The organism is Devosia alba (assembly GCF_039938915.1).
GTDB classification, from domain to species: domain Bacteria; phylum Pseudomonadota; class Alphaproteobacteria; order Rhizobiales; family Devosiaceae; genus Devosia; species Devosia alba.
In genome coordinates, this window is the sequence record NZ_JBDUUI010000009.1 from 97,295 (window position 1) to 112,033 (window position 14,739).

The window sequence follows — 14,739 nt, forward strand, 5'->3', positions numbered from 1 at the left end:
ACGCCATGCGCATCGTTGCCGGCAGGTTCAAGGGCAAACAACTGATCTCGCCGTCCGACGATTCCATTCGTCCGACCGGTGATCGCGTCCGTGAATCCATGTTCAACATCCTCGCCTCCCGTTTGGGGCCGGTGTTTGACGGTTTGCGCGTGCTCGACCTGTTTGCCGGTACCGGCGCGCTGGGCTTTGAAGCCCTGTCGCGCGGTGCCGCCCACGCCACCTTCGTCGATATGGGCGCCGAAGCCCGTGGTCTGATCCGCGACCACATCGAGGCCTTCGGCGTTGGTGGCAATACCAAGCTGCTGCGCCGCGACGCCATCGATCTCGGCCCCACCGGCACTTTTGGCAAATTCGATCTGGTGTTTCTCGATCCGCCCTATGGCCAGGGTCTTGGCGAACAGGCCCTTGCTGGCCTCGCCAAAGGCGGCTGGCTGGCGCTCGGCGCCACGCTGGTGTTTGAGGAAAGTGCCACGGCTGAGATCGTCATCCCCGATGGCTTCACCCTTGATGACCGCCGCGTCTATGGCGCCGCCGCCGTGCATTTTCTGAGCTTCGATCAGACCCCTTAGGACTCATTGCTCCTTGTCGACGGTGGCGCGCTTGCTCGCGTTCTTCTTCAGATTGGCCAGATTGTAGCTGATGGCGGCGCGGACCAGCGCCTGCAGCGCCGCCGCATTGAGCGCATCGCCTTCAAAGATGTCGATGGAGCGCCGGGTTTTGCCATTGTCCTGTCCATTGAACAGACCATCGGGGTCCGGCAGGTGCGCGCCGTAGGCAAAAGTCAGCTTGATCTTGGCCTTGTGCGCGTTGCCGACTGCGATCAACCCGTCACGCGACCAGGCCGGGCTGCCCATCCACTTCCAGTCCTCGACGATTTCAGGGTCAGCCCCGACAATGCACCGTCGCACCCTGGCCAGCATCTCGCCCCGCCAGTCCGCCAACGCGTCGATGGCCTGATCGATTTGTTCCGATGGATTCATGGCGCTCTCCCTGCACTTGCCATATCTGCCAGATTGGGACCGGGTGCAGGCTAGCTGACTTTGGCGCTTCGAGTCACCGGTGGATGCACGGAAATTGCCGCCACTCAGGCCAGTGCCGCGCACTGCCCGCATTTGCCACGGATCTCCATGGTGGTGCGCTCAATCTTGAAGCTTCTGGCTCCCGCCCACTCACCCAGCCGGTCCTCAATCACCGCATCGGTAAACTCATCCACCTTGCCGCAATTGGTGCAGATGGCAAAGGCCGTCAGTTGCTTGCGGTCGCAATGCTCATCGGCGCAGGCCACAAAAGCATTCAGCGATTCCAGCCGGTGCGCCAGGCCGCGTTCGACCAGCTTGTCGAGCGCGCGATATACCTGCAACGGTGCCCGCAACCCATCGGCCCGCAGCGCGTCGAGAATGTCATAGGCGCTCAGCGGCGCGCCCGATGAGTTGAGTGCCCCCAGCACCAGACCCTGATTGCGCGTCAGATCGCTAGGAACAGCGTGATTATGTGCCATGCGGAACCTTCCTGCCAAACAGCCGCGTGACGGGGATTGTCAACGACAGCAAAAATATAACCAGGGCCATCACCACGATGGAAGGACCTGACGCGGTGTCCCAGGTGCGCGAGCCAAACAGCCCGCCGACCACCGCAATGGCCCCCAGTACCGCCGCCACCACGGCCATCATTTCCGGCGTCGAACTCAGCCGGCGCGCCGTCGCGGCCGGAATGATCAGCAGCGAGGTGATCAGCAGCACCCCCACCAGCTTCATGGCGATGGCGATGACGCTGGCCATCAGGATCATCAGCACCAGCCGGCTCGTCTCGGGCCGCAGCCCCTCGGCCTCGGCCAGTTCCGGGCTCACCGTGGAGGCCAGCAGCGGCCGCCAGCTCAGCACCAGAATTGCCAGAATGGCGATGCCGCCACCATAGATGATGGCAATGTCCTGCACCGACACCGCCAGAATATCGCCGAACAGAAACCCCATCAGGTCAATTCGCACCGTGGTCAGAAACCCCACCAGCACCAGGCCCACCGCCAGCGTCGAATGGCTCAGAATGCCCAGCAGCGCATCGGTCGACAGCGTCGCCTGCCGCTGCAGCACGATCAGCGCCCCAGCCACCAATACGGCCACGGCAAACACGCCCAGCGTCATGTTCATCGACAAGATGATCGACAGCGCCACGCCCAGCAGCGCCGAATGCGCCATGGTGTCGCCGAAATAAGCCATCCGCCGCCACACTACAAAGCAGCCCAGCGGTCCGCTCACCAGCGCCAGCCCGACGCCCGCAATCAGCGCCCGTGAAAAATAGTCACCGAACATGGTTTTGCTCCCCGGCGACCCACACCCCGGCTCTCCCCTCCGGGGGGATGGAGGCCCAAACTGAAAATGCCGTGCTGTTGTGCACCCCTTCCCCTTGGGGGAAGGGGGGCCTTAGGCTCACCAAAGAAATCGCCTCACCCATGCGAATGCCCTTCATGGTGCTCATGCGTATGCGAATGACCGTCAACCACCACGCAGCCATCATCGTGATGCTCATGGTCGTGATGGTGCTGATACAGCGCCAACGCCCCAGATGCCCGCTCGCCGAACAACCGCAGATACTCCGGGCTGTTCTGCACCGCCGAAGGCGTGCCGCGGCAGCAGACATGGCCGTTCAGGCAGATTACCGTATCGGTTTCGGCCATCACCACATGCAGATCGTGGCTGATCATCAGAATGCCGCTGTGCGAGGTGTCGCGGATCTGCCGTACCAGTTCATACAGCGCCACCTCCCCGGAAAAATCCACGCCCTGCACCGGCTCGTCCAGCACCAGCAGATCAGGCTGGCGGATCATGGCGCGGGCAAACAGCACGCGTTGGAATTCTCCGCCCGATAGTTCCTGCACCGGCGCCTTGAGCAGGCGTGCCACGCCCACCGCCTCGAGCGCGGCCATGATCTCGGGGGACGAAAAATGCCCGGTCAGGGTCATCAGCCGTTCCACAGTCAATGGCAGTGTCCAGTCAATGTTGAGCTTTTGTGGCACATAGCCGATTCTGAGACCGGGCCGACGCGTCACCGTGCCCATGCTGGGCTTGAGCACCCCCGTCGCCAGCTTGGCCGTGGTCGATTTCCCCGAGCCGTTCGGGCCGATCAGTGTGACGATTTCGCCGCGCGCAATGGTGAGGTCGACGCCGCTGACCAGCGTGCGGCCGCCGCGCACTACGCCCGCACCAACCAGCGTAATCAGGTTTTCTTTTTTTGCCACCGCATCCATCCATTGCCTCTTGACGTCCTGCAATACGTTATAGCATAACATCCCCGCAAGCGTAATAACATAACATTACGCACAAACTCTCCGCTACCACGATGAGGCCAAGCCGATGAAACTGCTCGCTCCCCTTGCCCTGCTCACCGCGACCTTGTTGAGCGCCACGAGCGCCTGGGCGATGCCCAGCGTCGTCGCCTCGATCAAGCCGGTGCATTCTCTTGTCGCCGCTGTCATGGCGGGAATTGGCGAGCCAACACTGATTGTCAAGGGTGCCGCCTCGCCGCACACCTATGCGCTCAAGCCCTCCGACGCCAGCGCATTGGAGAGTGCGGACATCGTGTTCTGGACCGGGCACGACATGGAATTGTTTCTGGGTGATGCGCTAGAGACGCTCTCGACCGGGGCGGTCATCGTCGAGCTCGCGGAAGCTCCTGGCATCACGCTATTGCCCGTCCGCGAAGGCGGCGCCTTTGAGCCGCACCTCCACGAGGAAGAAGACCACGACCACGCTGCCGAGGATGATCACGACCACGCCGATCACGACGAGCATGGCGAAGGTGACATGCATTTCTGGCTCGATCCGCAAAACGCCAAGCTGATGGTCACCCACATCGCCACCACGCTGGCTGATGCCGACCCGGAAAACGCCGCGCGCTACCAGGCCAATGCCGAAGCCCAACTGCTCAGCCTCGACGCTCTCGAAGCCGAAATTGCCGCCACGCTCGCCCCGGTCAAGGACAAGCCCTTCATCGTCTTTCACGACGCCTATCAGTATTTCGAGGCCCGCTTTGGCCTCAACCTGGCCGGCTCGATCACCGTGACGCCCGACACCTTGCCCGGCGCCGCCCGCATTGATGAGCTCAAGGCCACGATTGCCGACCTGGGCGCCACCTGCGTCTTTGCCGAGCCGAACTTCCCGCCCACCATCATCAGCGCCATCACCGAAGGCAGCACTGCGAAATCCGGCACGCTGGACCCTGAGGGCGGGGCGCTCGAGTCGGGCGTCGCGCTCTATCCCAATCTGCTGCGCGGCCTGGCCACCAGCTTGGTCGACTGCCTGGGGTAGTCTTGCCCCGGCATTCAGCCTGGCCCACCTCCACAATTGATGCCTCCCCGTGAGGGGTGGAGACGATGAACACCGGCGTCCGGACTGGCGGCTTCCCCCCTCGATGGGAACGGGATGCGCGAGGGGTAACGCCGCATGTGCCGCGACGTCTCCTGCCATCCAGCAGACACCCACCCCCACAGTCAAAACACAACCCCAAAACGTAACGTGCTAACATATCGGAGACACTATGTCCGCTCGCCTTCTCCTACCCCTCATTGCCGCCACTGCCCTCACAGTTCCGACCGTGGCTGATGACCACGCCGCCGCTTGGCGCCTGTTCATCGCCGATCACACCAGGCCCGTAGTCACCGCGCTGGACCTCGAAACCGGTGACGCTCTCGCCACCTTCCAGCTCGCCAGCCCGGCAACCCTCTATGCCACTGACGGTGTCGTCGTCGCGGTGCAGGGGGCAGGCAACCAGGTCTCGGCCATCGACAGCGGCATTGCCGTCGACGACCATGGCGATCACGGCGATATCACCATCTCCGATCCCGAACTGATTGATGCCGTGCTGACCGGCGAAAAGCCCGCCCATTTCGTCGAGCATGGTAGCAAGGCCGCCATGTTTTTTGATGGGTCGGGTCTGATCAGCCTGTTCAATGCCCAGCAATGGGCGCACGAGGGCAAACTCGCCGCCACCCAGCTCGACAGCGGCACCTCCCACCACGGCGTTGCGATCCCCTGGGGCGTGCACACACTGACATCGTCTGCCAATGCAGATGATGAGAAAAAACCCCGCATCGGCCTCAATATTCTCGATTCCGATGGCAATCTGGTCGGCGACACCCATGTCTGTCCGGACCTGCATGGCGAGGCCACTTCGGGCAATATGGCAATCATTGGCTGCAGCGATGGCGTGCTGATCGCCTCCGGCTCTGGCGAACCCCAGATCACCAAACTGTCTTATGATGGCCTGCCCGCCGGCAAGTCCACCACCTTTCTGGGCGGCGTCGGCATGCAGTACTTCCTGGGTAATTATGGCGCCGACAAAGTGGCCATCATCGATCCCACCGAAGCAGCGCCCTTCCGCCTCGTGGACCTGCCGACCCGCCGTGTGCACTTCACCATCGATCCGGCGCAGCCCAAATTCGCCTATATCTTCACCGAAGACGGCCAGCTCCACCAGCTCGATATTGTCTCGGGGAAAATCACCCAATCCCTGGCGGTGACCGAGCCTTATTCGATGGATGGCGAATGGAGCCTGCCGCGACCGCGTATCGCCGTGGCCGGCAAGGTTGTGGCAGTTAGCGATCCCAATGCAGGCAAGGTGCACCTGATCGACATCGCCAGATTCACCGCAACACGCAGCATTCCGGTCGCCGGCGCACCTTACAACATCGTCGCTGTCGGCGGTTCAGGCAGCGTGCACTAAGGGTCCCTCGCCCTGCCTCCCCCTGAACAGGGCGAGGTATCCGGTCGGCGTTCGCCACAAATCTCGCCACTTATTCAATCTGTCCCTCCCCCTGTCAGGGGGAGGTTAGGTGGGGGTGCCCTCAATGCGTCTTCAGCTGCTATTTCAGCGGCCCCTTGAAGATGAAGAACGCCCCCAGCCCGATCAGCGCGAAGCCAACCCCGTGGTTCAGCGTCAGCTTCTCGCCGAAATAGAACACGGTGAACACCGCGAACACTGACAGGGAAATCACCTCCTGAATGGTTTTCAGTTCACTGGGCGAGTACACCGCTTCGCCGATCCGGTTGGCCGGCACGGCCAGCCAATACTCGAAAAAGGCGATGCCCCAACTGATCAGCACCGCCGCCCACAGCGCCGAGCCGGGCCATTTGAGATGCCCATACCAGGCAAAGGTCATGAAGATGTTCGACGCCAGCAGCAGGCCGATCGGCGCAAAGGTAGCAAAGTTGAAGCCCAAGGCCCTCTCCTGACAGCAACCAGCTTGCGCCGGCCGTGCTATCTAGCGCTGGCCGTGGCGGCGCGAAAGTCAGATTTTCAGCGCGTGTGCTTGGTCGGTTGTTCCAGCCCGAAAATATCGTCGGTCAGGCTGTCCATCCGCTCCCGGATTAGTCCCTGCGCGTCATAGACGCCGCGGTTGTAAAAATAGGCTCCCATCTTGTCGACGAAAAAGCTCATCAGCATCTCCGCCGGAATGGCGCCGATCTCCTGATCCAGCTCGTGGTGGAAATAGTCCTGGATTTCGCCCACGATGGCCTTGGTTTCCTCGCGGCTGAATTTGATCGGCTTCATCATCGTCTCCTTGCTTGGTCCTGAATTATAGCGAGTCGACCGCCGCCGCCGCGGTCAATTCGCCCCTTGGCGCCATCCGCAGGCTTGACCGTTCCGGCGTTTTCCGATCATCGGCGCTGCCAGACATTGCAGTTTGGCCAGTTTGGTGGCACACCAGTTCTCGTGTTGGTTCCCGAAGGCCGTTGTGCCGGAGGGATAATCCAGCCCAATGCGCATCGCATCATGCCCTGCGCGACGGGTTGGACAAGGGAACACGGTGCGACGTACCCATCAGGGCGCAAGACCGTGGCTGCCCCCGCAACTGTAAGCGGTGCGCTCTCTCACGATGCCACTGGCGCAAGCCGGGAAGGCGAGAGGGCTATCCTCACCGCGAGCCAGGAGACCTGCCGGCACACCACCGGGCCAGACGGCCCAATCATTCCGCGCACGGAGGGTGCTGCCATGAATTTGACGACCAATACGACAATCAATACTGCGACTGGCCTTCAGTCTCTCTCGATATCCCAGCGTCTGATCGCTGGTGCCCTGGCGCTCATGCTCGGCCTGACCCTTCTGGTGGGCACTGGCTTTGCCGGTGATTATCGCCTGCACAACGGCGCGCACGACGCCCGCCACGCCATGGGTTTTCCCTGCCACTAAGGCAGGCTGACAACGAGAGAACTGACATGATCCGCAATCTGTTTGCTGCTGCGCTTGTCGCAGCGCTTTGTGCTGGCCTGGCCACGGCCGCAATCCAGCATTTCCGCGTCACCCCGCTTATCCTGCATGCCGAAACCTTTGAGGGTGAAGGTGGCCACAGCCATGGCGAAGCAGCCGTCGCGGTCACCACTGAGCACCACCATGCCGAAGGTACCGCCGCCCATAGTCATGATGATGCCGCCGCCACCACTTCGGCCGCGTCCGAGGAATGGGCGCCACAGGATGGTTTCGAGCGTACCGCCTATACGACGCTGGCGAGTGTGCTCGCTGCCGCCGGCTTCGCGCTGCTCATCGGCGCCATCTCGATGTTCGCGGGCATCCCGATCACCTTCGCCAATGGCTTCCTCTGGGGCATTGCCGGCTTCATCACCTTTTCGCTGGCCCCCGCCTTTGGCCTGGCGCCCGAACTGCCCGGCATGCCGGCAGGCGATCTGATGGCTCGCCAGGTCTGGTGGGCCGGTACGGCCCTGGCCACCGGTGCCGCCTGCCTGTTGCTCGCCAAAACCCAAGCCAGCTGGGCCTTTGCCGTTGCCATTGCGCTGGTTGTCATCCCCCACATCATCGGCGCCCCACTCGCCCCCGATGAGCCGAGTGCTGTCCCGGCCCATCTGGCCACCGAATTCGCGGCCACCACACTGGGAACGGCCCTGGTGTTCTGGCTTGTTCTCGGCACCGTCTTCGGCAAGCTCAATGATGTTTTTGCCGTCCGCCACGCCGCCATTCCGGCAGGAGCCACCCTATGACCAGCAAGATCCCCACCACCGTCATCACCGGCTTTCTCGGCGCCGGCAAGACCACCCTTGTGCGCCATCTGCTGGCGCACGCCCCCAAGGGCAAACGTATCGCGCTGATCATCAACGAGTTTGGTGATCTCGGCGTCGACAAGGACATTCTGGCCGGTTGCGGCGATGAAACCTGCCGCGAAGAGGATATGATCGAGCTCTCCAATGGCTGCATCTGCTGCACCGTGGCCGATGAGTTTATCCCCACCATGCAGGCCCTGCTCGCCCGCCCGGAAAAATTCGATCACATCATTATCGAAACGTCGGGTCTCGCGCTGCCGCAACCCTTGATCCGCGCCTTCAACTGGCCCGAGATCAAGGCGCAGGTGACCATTGATGGCATTGTCACTGTCGCGGACGCTTCGGCGCTGGCCGAGGGACGTTTCGCTTCCGACGAAGCCGCCGTTGACGCGCTGCGCCGTCAGGACGAAATGCTCGATCACGAGACCCCGCTGGGTGAGCTTTTTGAAGATCAGCTCTCGGTGGCCGACCTCGTCGTCATCAACAAGGCCGATCTGCTCGACGCCGCCATGCTCGACAAGGTAGAGGCCAATATCCGGGCCGAACTGCGCCCCGGCGTCGGCGTCATTCGCGCCAGCAATGGCCATGTCGACATCACCGCGCTGCTGGGCCTAGGCATGGGTTCGGAAGACGACATCGCCAACCGCCCGAGCCACCATGAGCTGGAACATGAAGGCGAGCCGCATGAACACGATGACTTCGACAGCTTCTCGATCCGCCTGCCCGCCATTGCCGGCAAGGATGAACTGCTCGCCATCATCGAGACCACCATTCGCGATCACGATGTACTGCGTCTCAAAGGCTTTGCCGCAGTTCCCGGCGCTACCGCGCGTCTGGCGATCCAGGCCGTCGGCCCACGCGTCACCGCCTATTTCGATCGCCCGTGGAAAGCTGGCGAAACCCGCGACACGGCCCTCGTGGTCATCGGCGAAAGCCCGCTTGATCGCGCTGCTATCACCGCTAGCCTGCAACGGGCGCTCGCCGTCGCCGCCTGATCCCAGCCCGGCCCCTATCGGATTCCTCCCCCCTAAGGGGGAGGTTAGGTGGGGGCATCCAACCAAGGAAAAACCATGACCGAAATCACCAAAGACTCCAACGGCACCCAGCTCAATGATGGTGACGCCGTTACCCTGATCAAGGACCTCAAGGTCAAAGGCACGTCGGTGACGCTCAAGCGCGGAACGCTGGTCAAGAACATCCGCCTGACCGATGACACCGCCGAAATCGAGTGCAATGCCGAAAAGGTCAAGGGCCTGGTTCTGCGCACCGAGTTCCTCAAGAAGGCCTAGCGCCCGCCTGCCTCGCGGGTGAGCGCCGCCGTGATGAACAAGACGCCCGCCAGCGCGAAGGGGCCCGCAAGCATTGCGTTGACCCAGAATGGATTGGAGAGAAGCAGCATGGGCAGCGCGGCGACCACGAGATACAACGCGCCACCCACGAGTGGCCATCGCCAGCCGATCGCCAGAACCGCCACGAGGACGACGCTTGGCAGCAGGTGCATGAACAGGCCCAGCGCGAGCTGCAGCGGCGGCGCGTCCATGCCGAATATGTCCAACGCAAACATCGAAATGAAGCCGATGCCGAGAATGGCGACCGTGCGTGCGGCGATGGTGAGTATCCTGTGCATGCTCGATCATTGCACGACTGCACTGCAGCGCCATTTGATCCGCATCAAGTCGAAAGAGATCTGCTGATGCACCTCCTATCGGCCCAGGCCGGCGCCATTCAGCAGGAGGGCGAGGCCATCGATCTCGCCCAGCGCCCCGGCGCGCTGGTTTTTGCCTCTTCGGCCGATAGCGAACTCTCCATGCTGGCCGCCGCAGCCGATCGCGCTGGCGAGGACGAGTTGCGCCTCGCCAATACCCTGCGCCTCTCCAATAATCTCTCGGTCGATCTGTGGCTCGAACAGACCGTAGCCCACGCCCGTCTCGTCGTGCTGCGCCTGATCGGTGGCGCGGCCTATTTCCAGTATGGCGTCGACGAACTGACCGCGCTCTGCGCCAACCGCAGGATCCCGCTGGCCCTGCTGCCCGGCGACGCCAATCCCGACCCCATCCTGCAATCGCGCTCCACCATCCATCCCGACGACTGGAACCGCCTGCACAGCCTGTTCATCGCCGGCGGCCCCGACAATGCCGATTTGATTTTGCCTGCCTTCGCCCGACTGGCAACTGCCGGTCCACCGTCATCCGCCGGATCACCTTCTCGTCTTGTGGGAGAAGGTGCCCCAGGGGCGGATGAGGGGGTTCTTTCTTCATTGGCTCCCCAACCCTTCGCCCGCTTCGGCCTCTGGTATCCCGGCCTCGGTGTCACCGACCAGGACAGCATCCGCGCCACCCTCTGCCTGCCGCCCGGCCACAAGCCCGCCCACGTCCCCATCCTGTTCTACCGCGCCGCGCTCGAAGGCGCCGGCACCGCCACCATCGAAGCGCTCATCGCCGAACTGCTGGCGCAGGGCCTCGCCCCCGTGCCCCTGCTGGTTTCCTCGCTCAAGGAAGCCGCCTGCGTCCGTTTTGTGCAGCAGGTGCTGGGCAACACCGCGCCATCGGCGATCCTCAATTTGACCGGCTTTGCGCTTGGCATCGATGGCCTCGATGCCAAGGCCAACCCCTTTGCCGGCACCGACGCCCCGGTGATCCAGCTGATCCAGTCCGGTCGCTCCGAGGCGCAATGGCTGGCCGATAGCCAAGGCCTGAGTTCCAAGGATATGGCCATGTTCCTGGTCATGCCTGAAATCGATGGCCGCCTGGCCGGCCTGATCGTCGGCCACCGCGCCGATGCCGTCTGGCACGAGCGCTGCCAGATCCCCCTGACCGCCTACGCCCCCGACCATGCCGGCATCACCCGCGCCGCCAGCCTCGCCGCCAACTGGTCCCGCCTGCGCGCCACCCCGCGCGCCCACCGCCGCATCGCCCTCGTCCTCGCCAACTACCCCATCCGTGACGGCCGCCTCGCCAATGGCGTTGGTTATGACGCGCCGGAGTCGACCGTGCGCATGCTGCGGATGCTTGAAAGTGCGGGTTACACGACAACGACCCCCACTTCCTCCCCTCAAGGGGGAGGGGGGCCACCCGTTGACGCCCAATCGCTCATCACCGCCCTCCAATCGGGCCCCACCAACGCCGATCCTACGCGTGGTCAAGCCCCCGCCTCGCTCACCCTGGGCCGCTACGCCGAACTCTTCGCGACCCTGCCGGAAAAAATCCGCGTCGAGGTCACCGCCCGCTGGGGCGACCCCGCCGCCGATCCCTTCGCGCGTGGCGACAGCTTCCATCTGCCCGCGCTGATCTTTGGCAATGTCGCCATCCTGCTGCAGCCTGCCCGCGGCTATCATCTCGATGAAACCGCCAGCTATCACGATCCCGCCCTGGTCCCGCCGCATGCCTATCTCGCCGCCTATCTCTGGCTGCGCCACGAGTTCGGCGCCCACGCGCTGATCCATAATGGCAAGCACGGCACGCTCGAATGGCTGCCCGGCAAGGCCACGGCGCTGGATGACGCCAGCTACCCCGACGCGCTCTGGGGCCAGTTGCCCCATCTCTATCCCTTCATCGTCAACGACCCCGGCGAGGGCACCCAGGCCAAGCGGCGCAGCGGCGCGGTGATCATCGATCATCTGGTGCCTCCGCTCACCCGGGCGGAAACCTATGGTCCGCTCAAGGACCTCGAAGCCCTGCTCGATGAATACTACGCCGCCGCCGGTATGGACCGCCGCCGCCTCGCCGATCTCAGGCGCCGTATTCTCGATTTTACCCGTGACAGCCGGCTCGACCGCGATATCGGCCTGCCCGAGGACGAGACCGAGGCACTGATCAAGATCGACAACTTCCTCTGTGACCTCAAGGAAGCCCAGATCCGCGACGGCCTACATATTTTCGGTCAGTCGCCGCAGGGCGATCTGCAGCGCGATCTCATCGTTGCTTTGGCCCGCGTCCCGCGCGGCGATGGCGCCGGGGAAAATTCGCTGATCCGTGCCCTTGCCGATGATCTCAAGCTTGGTTTTGATCCGTTGACAGCCAAACTCGGCAAGCCATGGATGGGGCCTACCCCCACCTTCACTCCCTCCCCCTTGTGGGGAGGGACCGAGGGTGGGGCACTGCGCACTCAGGGCGACGTCGTCGAACTTCTCGAAGCCATCGCCGCCGATCTGGTCACCGGTGCCCGCATATCCGACCCCGCCTGGGCCGCCACTGCCGCCGTGCTCAACACCGTGCAAACCATTATTCGCCCCCGTCTGGCCGCCTCCGGCCCCGCCGAAATCCAGGCCTTGCTCGATGGCCTTGATGGCAAATTCATCGCCCCCGGTCCCTCCGGCGCCCCCTCGCGCGGCCGGCTCGACGTGCTGCCTACCGGCCGCAATTTCTTCTCGCTCGACAACCGCGCCGTGCCCACCCCAACGGCTTGGGATCTCGGCAAAAAGTCCGCCGAAAGCCTGGTCCTCCGCCACTTGCAGGGCCATGGCCACCATCTCCGCTCGGTCGCTCTGTCGGTATGGGGCACGGCCAATATGCGCACCGGCGGCGACGATATTGCCCAGGCGCTGGCGCTGATCGGCGCCAGGCCCGTCTGGGATCCCGGCTCGCTGCGCGTCTCTGGCTACGAGATCATCCCCCTGCCCAGGCTGGGCCGCCCCCGCGTCGACGTTACCCTGCGTATTTCCGGCTTCTTCCGCGACGCCTTTCCCGCCCAGATCGCCTTGTTCGACCGCGCCATCCGCGCCATCGGGGCGCTCGATGAGCCCACCGACGACAACCCCATTGCCGCCCGCATGCGCACCGACGCGCTCGGCCTGATGGCCGAGGGACAGAGCCAGGCTGAGGCTGGACTGGCCGCCGGACACCGAATTTTCGGTTCAAAGCCAGGCACCTACGGCGCCGGCCTCAATGCGCTGATCGATTCCGGCAACTGGGCCAGCAAGGCCGATTTGGGCAAGCGGGCGCTCGATTGGGGCCAATACGCCTATGGCGCCCAGGCCAGTGGCACGCCCGAACGCGACCGCTTTGCCGCCCGGCTCTCTGACATCGACGCGGTGATCCACAATCAGGACAATCGCGAGCACGACCTGCTCGACAGCGATAACTACTACCAGTTCGAAGGCGGCCTTTCCGCCGCGGCCGAGTCGCTGACCGGGCTGAAACCTGCCGCCTATCACAACGACCATTCCCGTCCCGAGCGGCCGCTTATCCGCACGCTCGAGGAAGAAATCAGCCACGTCATGCGATCCCGCGTGGTCAATCCAAAATGGCTCAATGGCGTCAAGCGCCACGGCTATCGCGGCGCCTTCGAGATCATCGCCACCGTCGATTTCATGTTCGCCTTTGCCGCCACCACGGGCGCTGTCAAGACGCACCATTTTGATCTGGCCTTCGAGGCTTTCGTCGAGGATGACGCCACCCGCGATTTCATCCAGACCGCCAACCGCTACGGCTATGACGAGCTGATCGCCAAGTTCAACGACGCCCGCCAGCGCGGCCTCTGGACCCCGCGCTCCAACTCCGCCTACGCTTTTCTGGAGGATGCCCCATGACCGAAAACCCCGCCGATACACCAGCCAGACCCGCCAAGAAAACCGACCTGATGACCGAGGCGGAACGCGATGCCTATCACGCCGAGAAGATGCGCAAGAAGCGTGAGGCGCGTAACAAGATCCTGGCCACCAAGACCCAGGAAAAGGGCCTGCTCATTGTCCATACCGGCAAGGGCAAGGGAAAGTCGACCGCTGCCTTCGGCATGGTATTCCGCGCCCTCGGCCATGGTTTCAAGGTCGGTGTGGTGCAGTTCGTCAAGGGCGCCTGGGAAACTGGCGAGCGTGATGTGCTGCTCAAATTCCCCGAGCTGGTCACCATCAACGCCATGGGCGAGGGTTTTACCTGGGACGTTGCCGACCGCCAGCGCGATCTGGCCGCCGCCCGCAAGGCCTGGGAGCATGCCAAGACGCTGATCATGGACCCCAGCTACAAGATGGTGCTGCTCGACGAGCTCAATATCTGCCTGCGCTACGACTATCTGCCGATCGCCGAAGTGGTGGAATTCCTCAGCAATAAGCCGGTCGATACCCATGTCATCGTCACCGGTCGCAATGCCAAGGACGAGCTGATCGAGATCGCTGATCTGGTCACCGAAATGACCGAGATCAAGCATCACTTCCGCGCCGGCGTGAAGGCACAGGTCGGTATCGAGTTCTAGCAGCCGCTCCCGCGCAGCGACACAGCCAGTTGCTCAATGACCGGGTCCATCTCGGCTCGGTCGCGCACGCCATATTCGGCGCGGAAGGCGGCGTAGCTCTGGCCGTCGCAGAGCAGGATCATCCGCTGGTAGAGAATTTGCCCTCCAGCAATCGCCGACCAACTGGCCCAGCGCGGCGTGACGGCCTGATAGGTCTGGTTCCAGCCTGCGGTGGCGTCCTGCGCCATGCGCGCGGCTACTTCGCTGTCAAAATTATCCAGCCAGCCGCCCCAGACGCTGAGCGTGATGGCGCGGCCGGGCAGGGCAAAGTGCTGCCCGTCACCATTGTCGCTCTCGCCCAGTCCAACAAAGCCGGCCGGTACGCTGATGCTGTAGCCAAAGCGCGCATTGTCATAACGGTCCCCGCCCTGCGCGAAGGCAGGCAGGCTCAGCAGGGCGAATAGGACAAACAGGAGCGTACGCATGGCGCCACTCTGCCGCCGTTGCTGCTGCGCCGCAAGCTTGCGCA

17 protein-coding genes and 1 riboswitch are annotated in these 14,739 nt (G+C 63.4%); of the genes, 9 read left to right on the forward strand and 8 right to left on the reverse strand.

The window, feature by feature from the left end:
• Window positions 1-5 precede the first annotated feature (5 nt).
• Complete coding sequence (gene rsmD / locus ABFY71_RS13865) at window positions 6-569, forward strand: 16S rRNA (guanine(966)-N(2))-methyltransferase RsmD (RefSeq protein ID WP_347946629.1); 564 nt, start codon at window positions 6-8, stop codon at window positions 567-569.
• A gap of 3 nt (window positions 570-572) precedes the next feature.
• Here rsmD and ABFY71_RS13870 read toward each other — a convergent pair whose 3' ends face one another.
• From ABFY71_RS13870 to ABFY71_RS13885, 4 genes are all read right to left on the reverse strand, one after another.
• Window positions 573-980, reverse strand: coding sequence for a DUF1801 domain-containing protein (locus ABFY71_RS13870; protein WP_347946630.1), 408 nt, complete (start codon window positions 978-980; stop codon window positions 573-575).
• 104 nt (window positions 981-1,084) lie between these two features.
• Window positions 1,085-1,498: a Fur family transcriptional regulator gene (locus tag ABFY71_RS13875; protein ID WP_347946631.1), complete on the reverse strand. Its 414-nt coding sequence runs from the start codon at window positions 1,496-1,498 to the stop codon at window positions 1,085-1,087.
• Complete coding sequence (locus ABFY71_RS13880; RefSeq protein ID WP_305582471.1) at window positions 1,488-2,306, reverse strand: metal ABC transporter permease; 819 nt, start codon at window positions 2,304-2,306, stop codon at window positions 1,488-1,490. Before ABFY71_RS13880 ends, ABFY71_RS13875 begins: the two co-directional genes overlap by 11 nt.
• 134 nt (window positions 2,307-2,440) lie before the next feature.
• Window positions 2,441-3,241, reverse strand: coding sequence for an ATP-binding cassette domain-containing protein (locus ABFY71_RS13885; RefSeq protein WP_347946632.1), 801 nt, complete (start codon window positions 3,239-3,241; stop codon window positions 2,441-2,443).
• A 106-nt stretch (window positions 3,242-3,347) separates the two neighbouring features.
• On the opposite strand from ABFY71_RS13885, the gene ABFY71_RS13890 reads away from it, so the two are divergent.
• Together ABFY71_RS13890 and aztD are read left to right on the forward strand one after the other, a co-directional pair.
• Entirely contained in the window at window positions 3,348-4,301 is a 954-nt protein-coding gene (locus ABFY71_RS13890; protein ID WP_347946633.1) for a zinc ABC transporter substrate-binding protein, read from the forward strand.
• A gap of 229 nt (window positions 4,302-4,530) precedes the next feature.
• Window positions 4,531-5,715 (forward strand): zinc metallochaperone AztD, encoded by a 1,185-nt coding sequence (aztD, locus tag ABFY71_RS13895; protein ID WP_347946634.1) that lies wholly within the window; start codon window positions 4,531-4,533, stop codon window positions 5,713-5,715.
• Window positions 5,716-5,854: 139 nt separating this feature from the next.
• Here the strand turns inward: aztD and ABFY71_RS13900 are convergent, their stop codons facing one another.
• Both ABFY71_RS13900 and ABFY71_RS13905 read right to left on the reverse strand, forming a co-directional pair.
• Window positions 5,855-6,211 carry a DMT family protein gene (locus ABFY71_RS13900; protein WP_347946635.1) on the reverse strand — a complete coding sequence of 119 codons (357 nt, stop codon included), beginning with the start codon at window positions 6,209-6,211 and terminating at the stop codon, window positions 5,855-5,857.
• Between the two features lie 77 nt (window positions 6,212-6,288).
• Entirely contained in the window at window positions 6,289-6,543 is a 255-nt protein-coding gene (locus ABFY71_RS13905; RefSeq protein ID WP_305582481.1) for a DUF2164 domain-containing protein, read from the reverse strand.
• A 246-nt stretch (window positions 6,544-6,789) separates the two neighbouring features.
• Window positions 6,790-6,928, forward strand: a riboswitch (cobalamin riboswitch).
• A 56-nt stretch (window positions 6,929-6,984) separates the two neighbouring features.
• Here ABFY71_RS13905 and ABFY71_RS13910 point away from each other — a divergent pair.
• From ABFY71_RS13910 to ABFY71_RS13925, 4 genes are all read left to right on the forward strand, one after another.
• The gene (locus tag ABFY71_RS13910) at window positions 6,985-7,182 is read left to right on the forward strand and encodes a CbtB domain-containing protein (protein WP_305582483.1); all 198 of its coding nucleotides are present in this window, start codon (window positions 6,985-6,987) and stop codon (window positions 7,180-7,182) included.
• A gap of 26 nt (window positions 7,183-7,208) precedes the next feature.
• A complete protein-coding gene (locus ABFY71_RS13915; protein WP_347946636.1) occupies window positions 7,209-7,985 on the forward strand; it encodes a CbtA family protein in 777 nt (258 codons plus the stop codon).
• Window positions 7,982-9,040 (forward strand): cobalamin biosynthesis protein CobW, encoded by a 1,059-nt coding sequence (cobW, locus tag ABFY71_RS13920; RefSeq protein ID WP_347946637.1) that lies wholly within the window; start codon window positions 7,982-7,984, stop codon window positions 9,038-9,040. Before ABFY71_RS13915 ends, cobW begins: the two co-directional genes overlap by 4 nt.
• Window positions 9,041-9,115: 75 nt before the next feature.
• The gene (locus tag ABFY71_RS13925) at window positions 9,116-9,334 is read left to right on the forward strand and encodes an alkylphosphonate utilization protein (RefSeq protein ID WP_305582490.1); all 219 of its coding nucleotides are present in this window, start codon (window positions 9,116-9,118) and stop codon (window positions 9,332-9,334) included.
• Here ABFY71_RS13925 and ABFY71_RS13930 read toward each other — a convergent pair.
• A complete protein-coding gene (locus ABFY71_RS13930) occupies window positions 9,331-9,672 on the reverse strand; it encodes a DUF7670 domain-containing protein (RefSeq protein ID WP_347946638.1) in 342 nt (113 codons plus the stop codon). The genes ABFY71_RS13925 and ABFY71_RS13930 overlap by 4 nt on opposite strands.
• Window positions 9,673-9,738: 66 nt before the next feature.
• Here ABFY71_RS13930 and cobN point away from each other — a divergent pair, with 66 nt between their 5' ends.
• Both cobN and cobO read left to right on the forward strand, forming a co-directional pair.
• The gene (gene cobN, locus ABFY71_RS13935) at window positions 9,739-13,572 is read left to right on the forward strand and encodes a cobaltochelatase subunit CobN (protein WP_347946639.1); all 3,834 of its coding nucleotides are present in this window, start codon (window positions 9,739-9,741) and stop codon (window positions 13,570-13,572) included.
• On the forward strand, window positions 13,569-14,231 hold the full coding sequence (cobO, locus tag ABFY71_RS13940; protein WP_305582496.1) for a cob(I)yrinic acid a,c-diamide adenosyltransferase: 663 nt from the start codon (window positions 13,569-13,571) through the stop codon (window positions 14,229-14,231). The genes cobN and cobO overlap by 4 nt, the downstream gene beginning before the upstream one ends.
• Here the strand turns inward: cobO and ABFY71_RS13945 are convergent.
• Window positions 14,228-14,695, reverse strand: a complete 468-nt coding sequence (locus ABFY71_RS13945) for a hypothetical protein (protein ID WP_347946640.1) — start codon at window positions 14,693-14,695, stop codon at window positions 14,228-14,230. The two genes, cobO and ABFY71_RS13945, sit on opposite strands and share 4 nt — an antisense overlap.
• Window positions 14,696-14,739 lie beyond the last annotated feature (44 nt).

Excerpts from the sequence above, each read along its gene's own strand:
- aztD (WP_347946634.1), top strand. The coding sequence starts at position 4,531 with ATGTCCGCTCGCCTTCTCCTACCCCTCATTGCCGCCACTGCCCTCACA.
- cobN (WP_347946639.1), top strand. The coding sequence starts at position 9,739 with ATGCACCTCCTATCGGCCCAGGCCGGCGCCATTCAGCAGGAGGGCGAG.
- ABFY71_RS13870 (WP_347946630.1), bottom strand. The coding sequence starts at position 980 with ATGAATCCATCGGAACAAATCGATCAGGCCATCGACGCGTTGGCGGAC.
- ABFY71_RS13885 (WP_347946632.1), bottom strand. The coding sequence starts at position 3,241 with ATGGATGCGGTGGCAAAAAAAGAAAACCTGATTACGCTGGTTGGTGCG.
- ABFY71_RS13880 (WP_305582471.1), bottom strand. The coding sequence starts at position 2,306 with ATGTTCGGTGACTATTTTTCACGGGCGCTGATTGCGGGCGTCGGGCTG.
- cobO (WP_305582496.1), top strand. The coding sequence starts at position 13,569 with ATGACCGAAAACCCCGCCGATACACCAGCCAGACCCGCCAAGAAAACC.
- ABFY71_RS13890 (WP_347946633.1), top strand. The coding sequence starts at position 3,348 with ATGAAACTGCTCGCTCCCCTTGCCCTGCTCACCGCGACCTTGTTGAGC.
- ABFY71_RS13925 (WP_305582490.1), top strand. The coding sequence starts at position 9,116 with ATGACCGAAATCACCAAAGACTCCAACGGCACCCAGCTCAATGATGGT.
- rsmD (WP_347946629.1), top strand. The coding sequence starts at position 6 with ATGCGCATCGTTGCCGGCAGGTTCAAGGGCAAACAACTGATCTCGCCG.
- ABFY71_RS13930 (WP_347946638.1), bottom strand. The coding sequence starts at position 9,672 with ATGCACAGGATACTCACCATCGCCGCACGCACGGTCGCCATTCTCGGC.
- ABFY71_RS13905 (WP_305582481.1), bottom strand. The coding sequence starts at position 6,543 with ATGAAGCCGATCAAATTCAGCCGCGAGGAAACCAAGGCCATCGTGGGC.
- ABFY71_RS13945 (WP_347946640.1), bottom strand. The coding sequence starts at position 14,695 with ATGCGTACGCTCCTGTTTGTCCTATTCGCCCTGCTGAGCCTGCCTGCC.
- ABFY71_RS13915 (WP_347946636.1), top strand. The coding sequence starts at position 7,209 with ATGATCCGCAATCTGTTTGCTGCTGCGCTTGTCGCAGCGCTTTGTGCT.
- ABFY71_RS13910 (WP_305582483.1), top strand. The coding sequence starts at position 6,985 with ATGAATTTGACGACCAATACGACAATCAATACTGCGACTGGCCTTCAG.
- ABFY71_RS13875 (WP_347946631.1), bottom strand. The coding sequence starts at position 1,498 with ATGGCACATAATCACGCTGTTCCTAGCGATCTGACGCGCAATCAGGGT.
- cobW (WP_347946637.1), top strand. The coding sequence starts at position 7,982 with ATGACCAGCAAGATCCCCACCACCGTCATCACCGGCTTTCTCGGCGCC.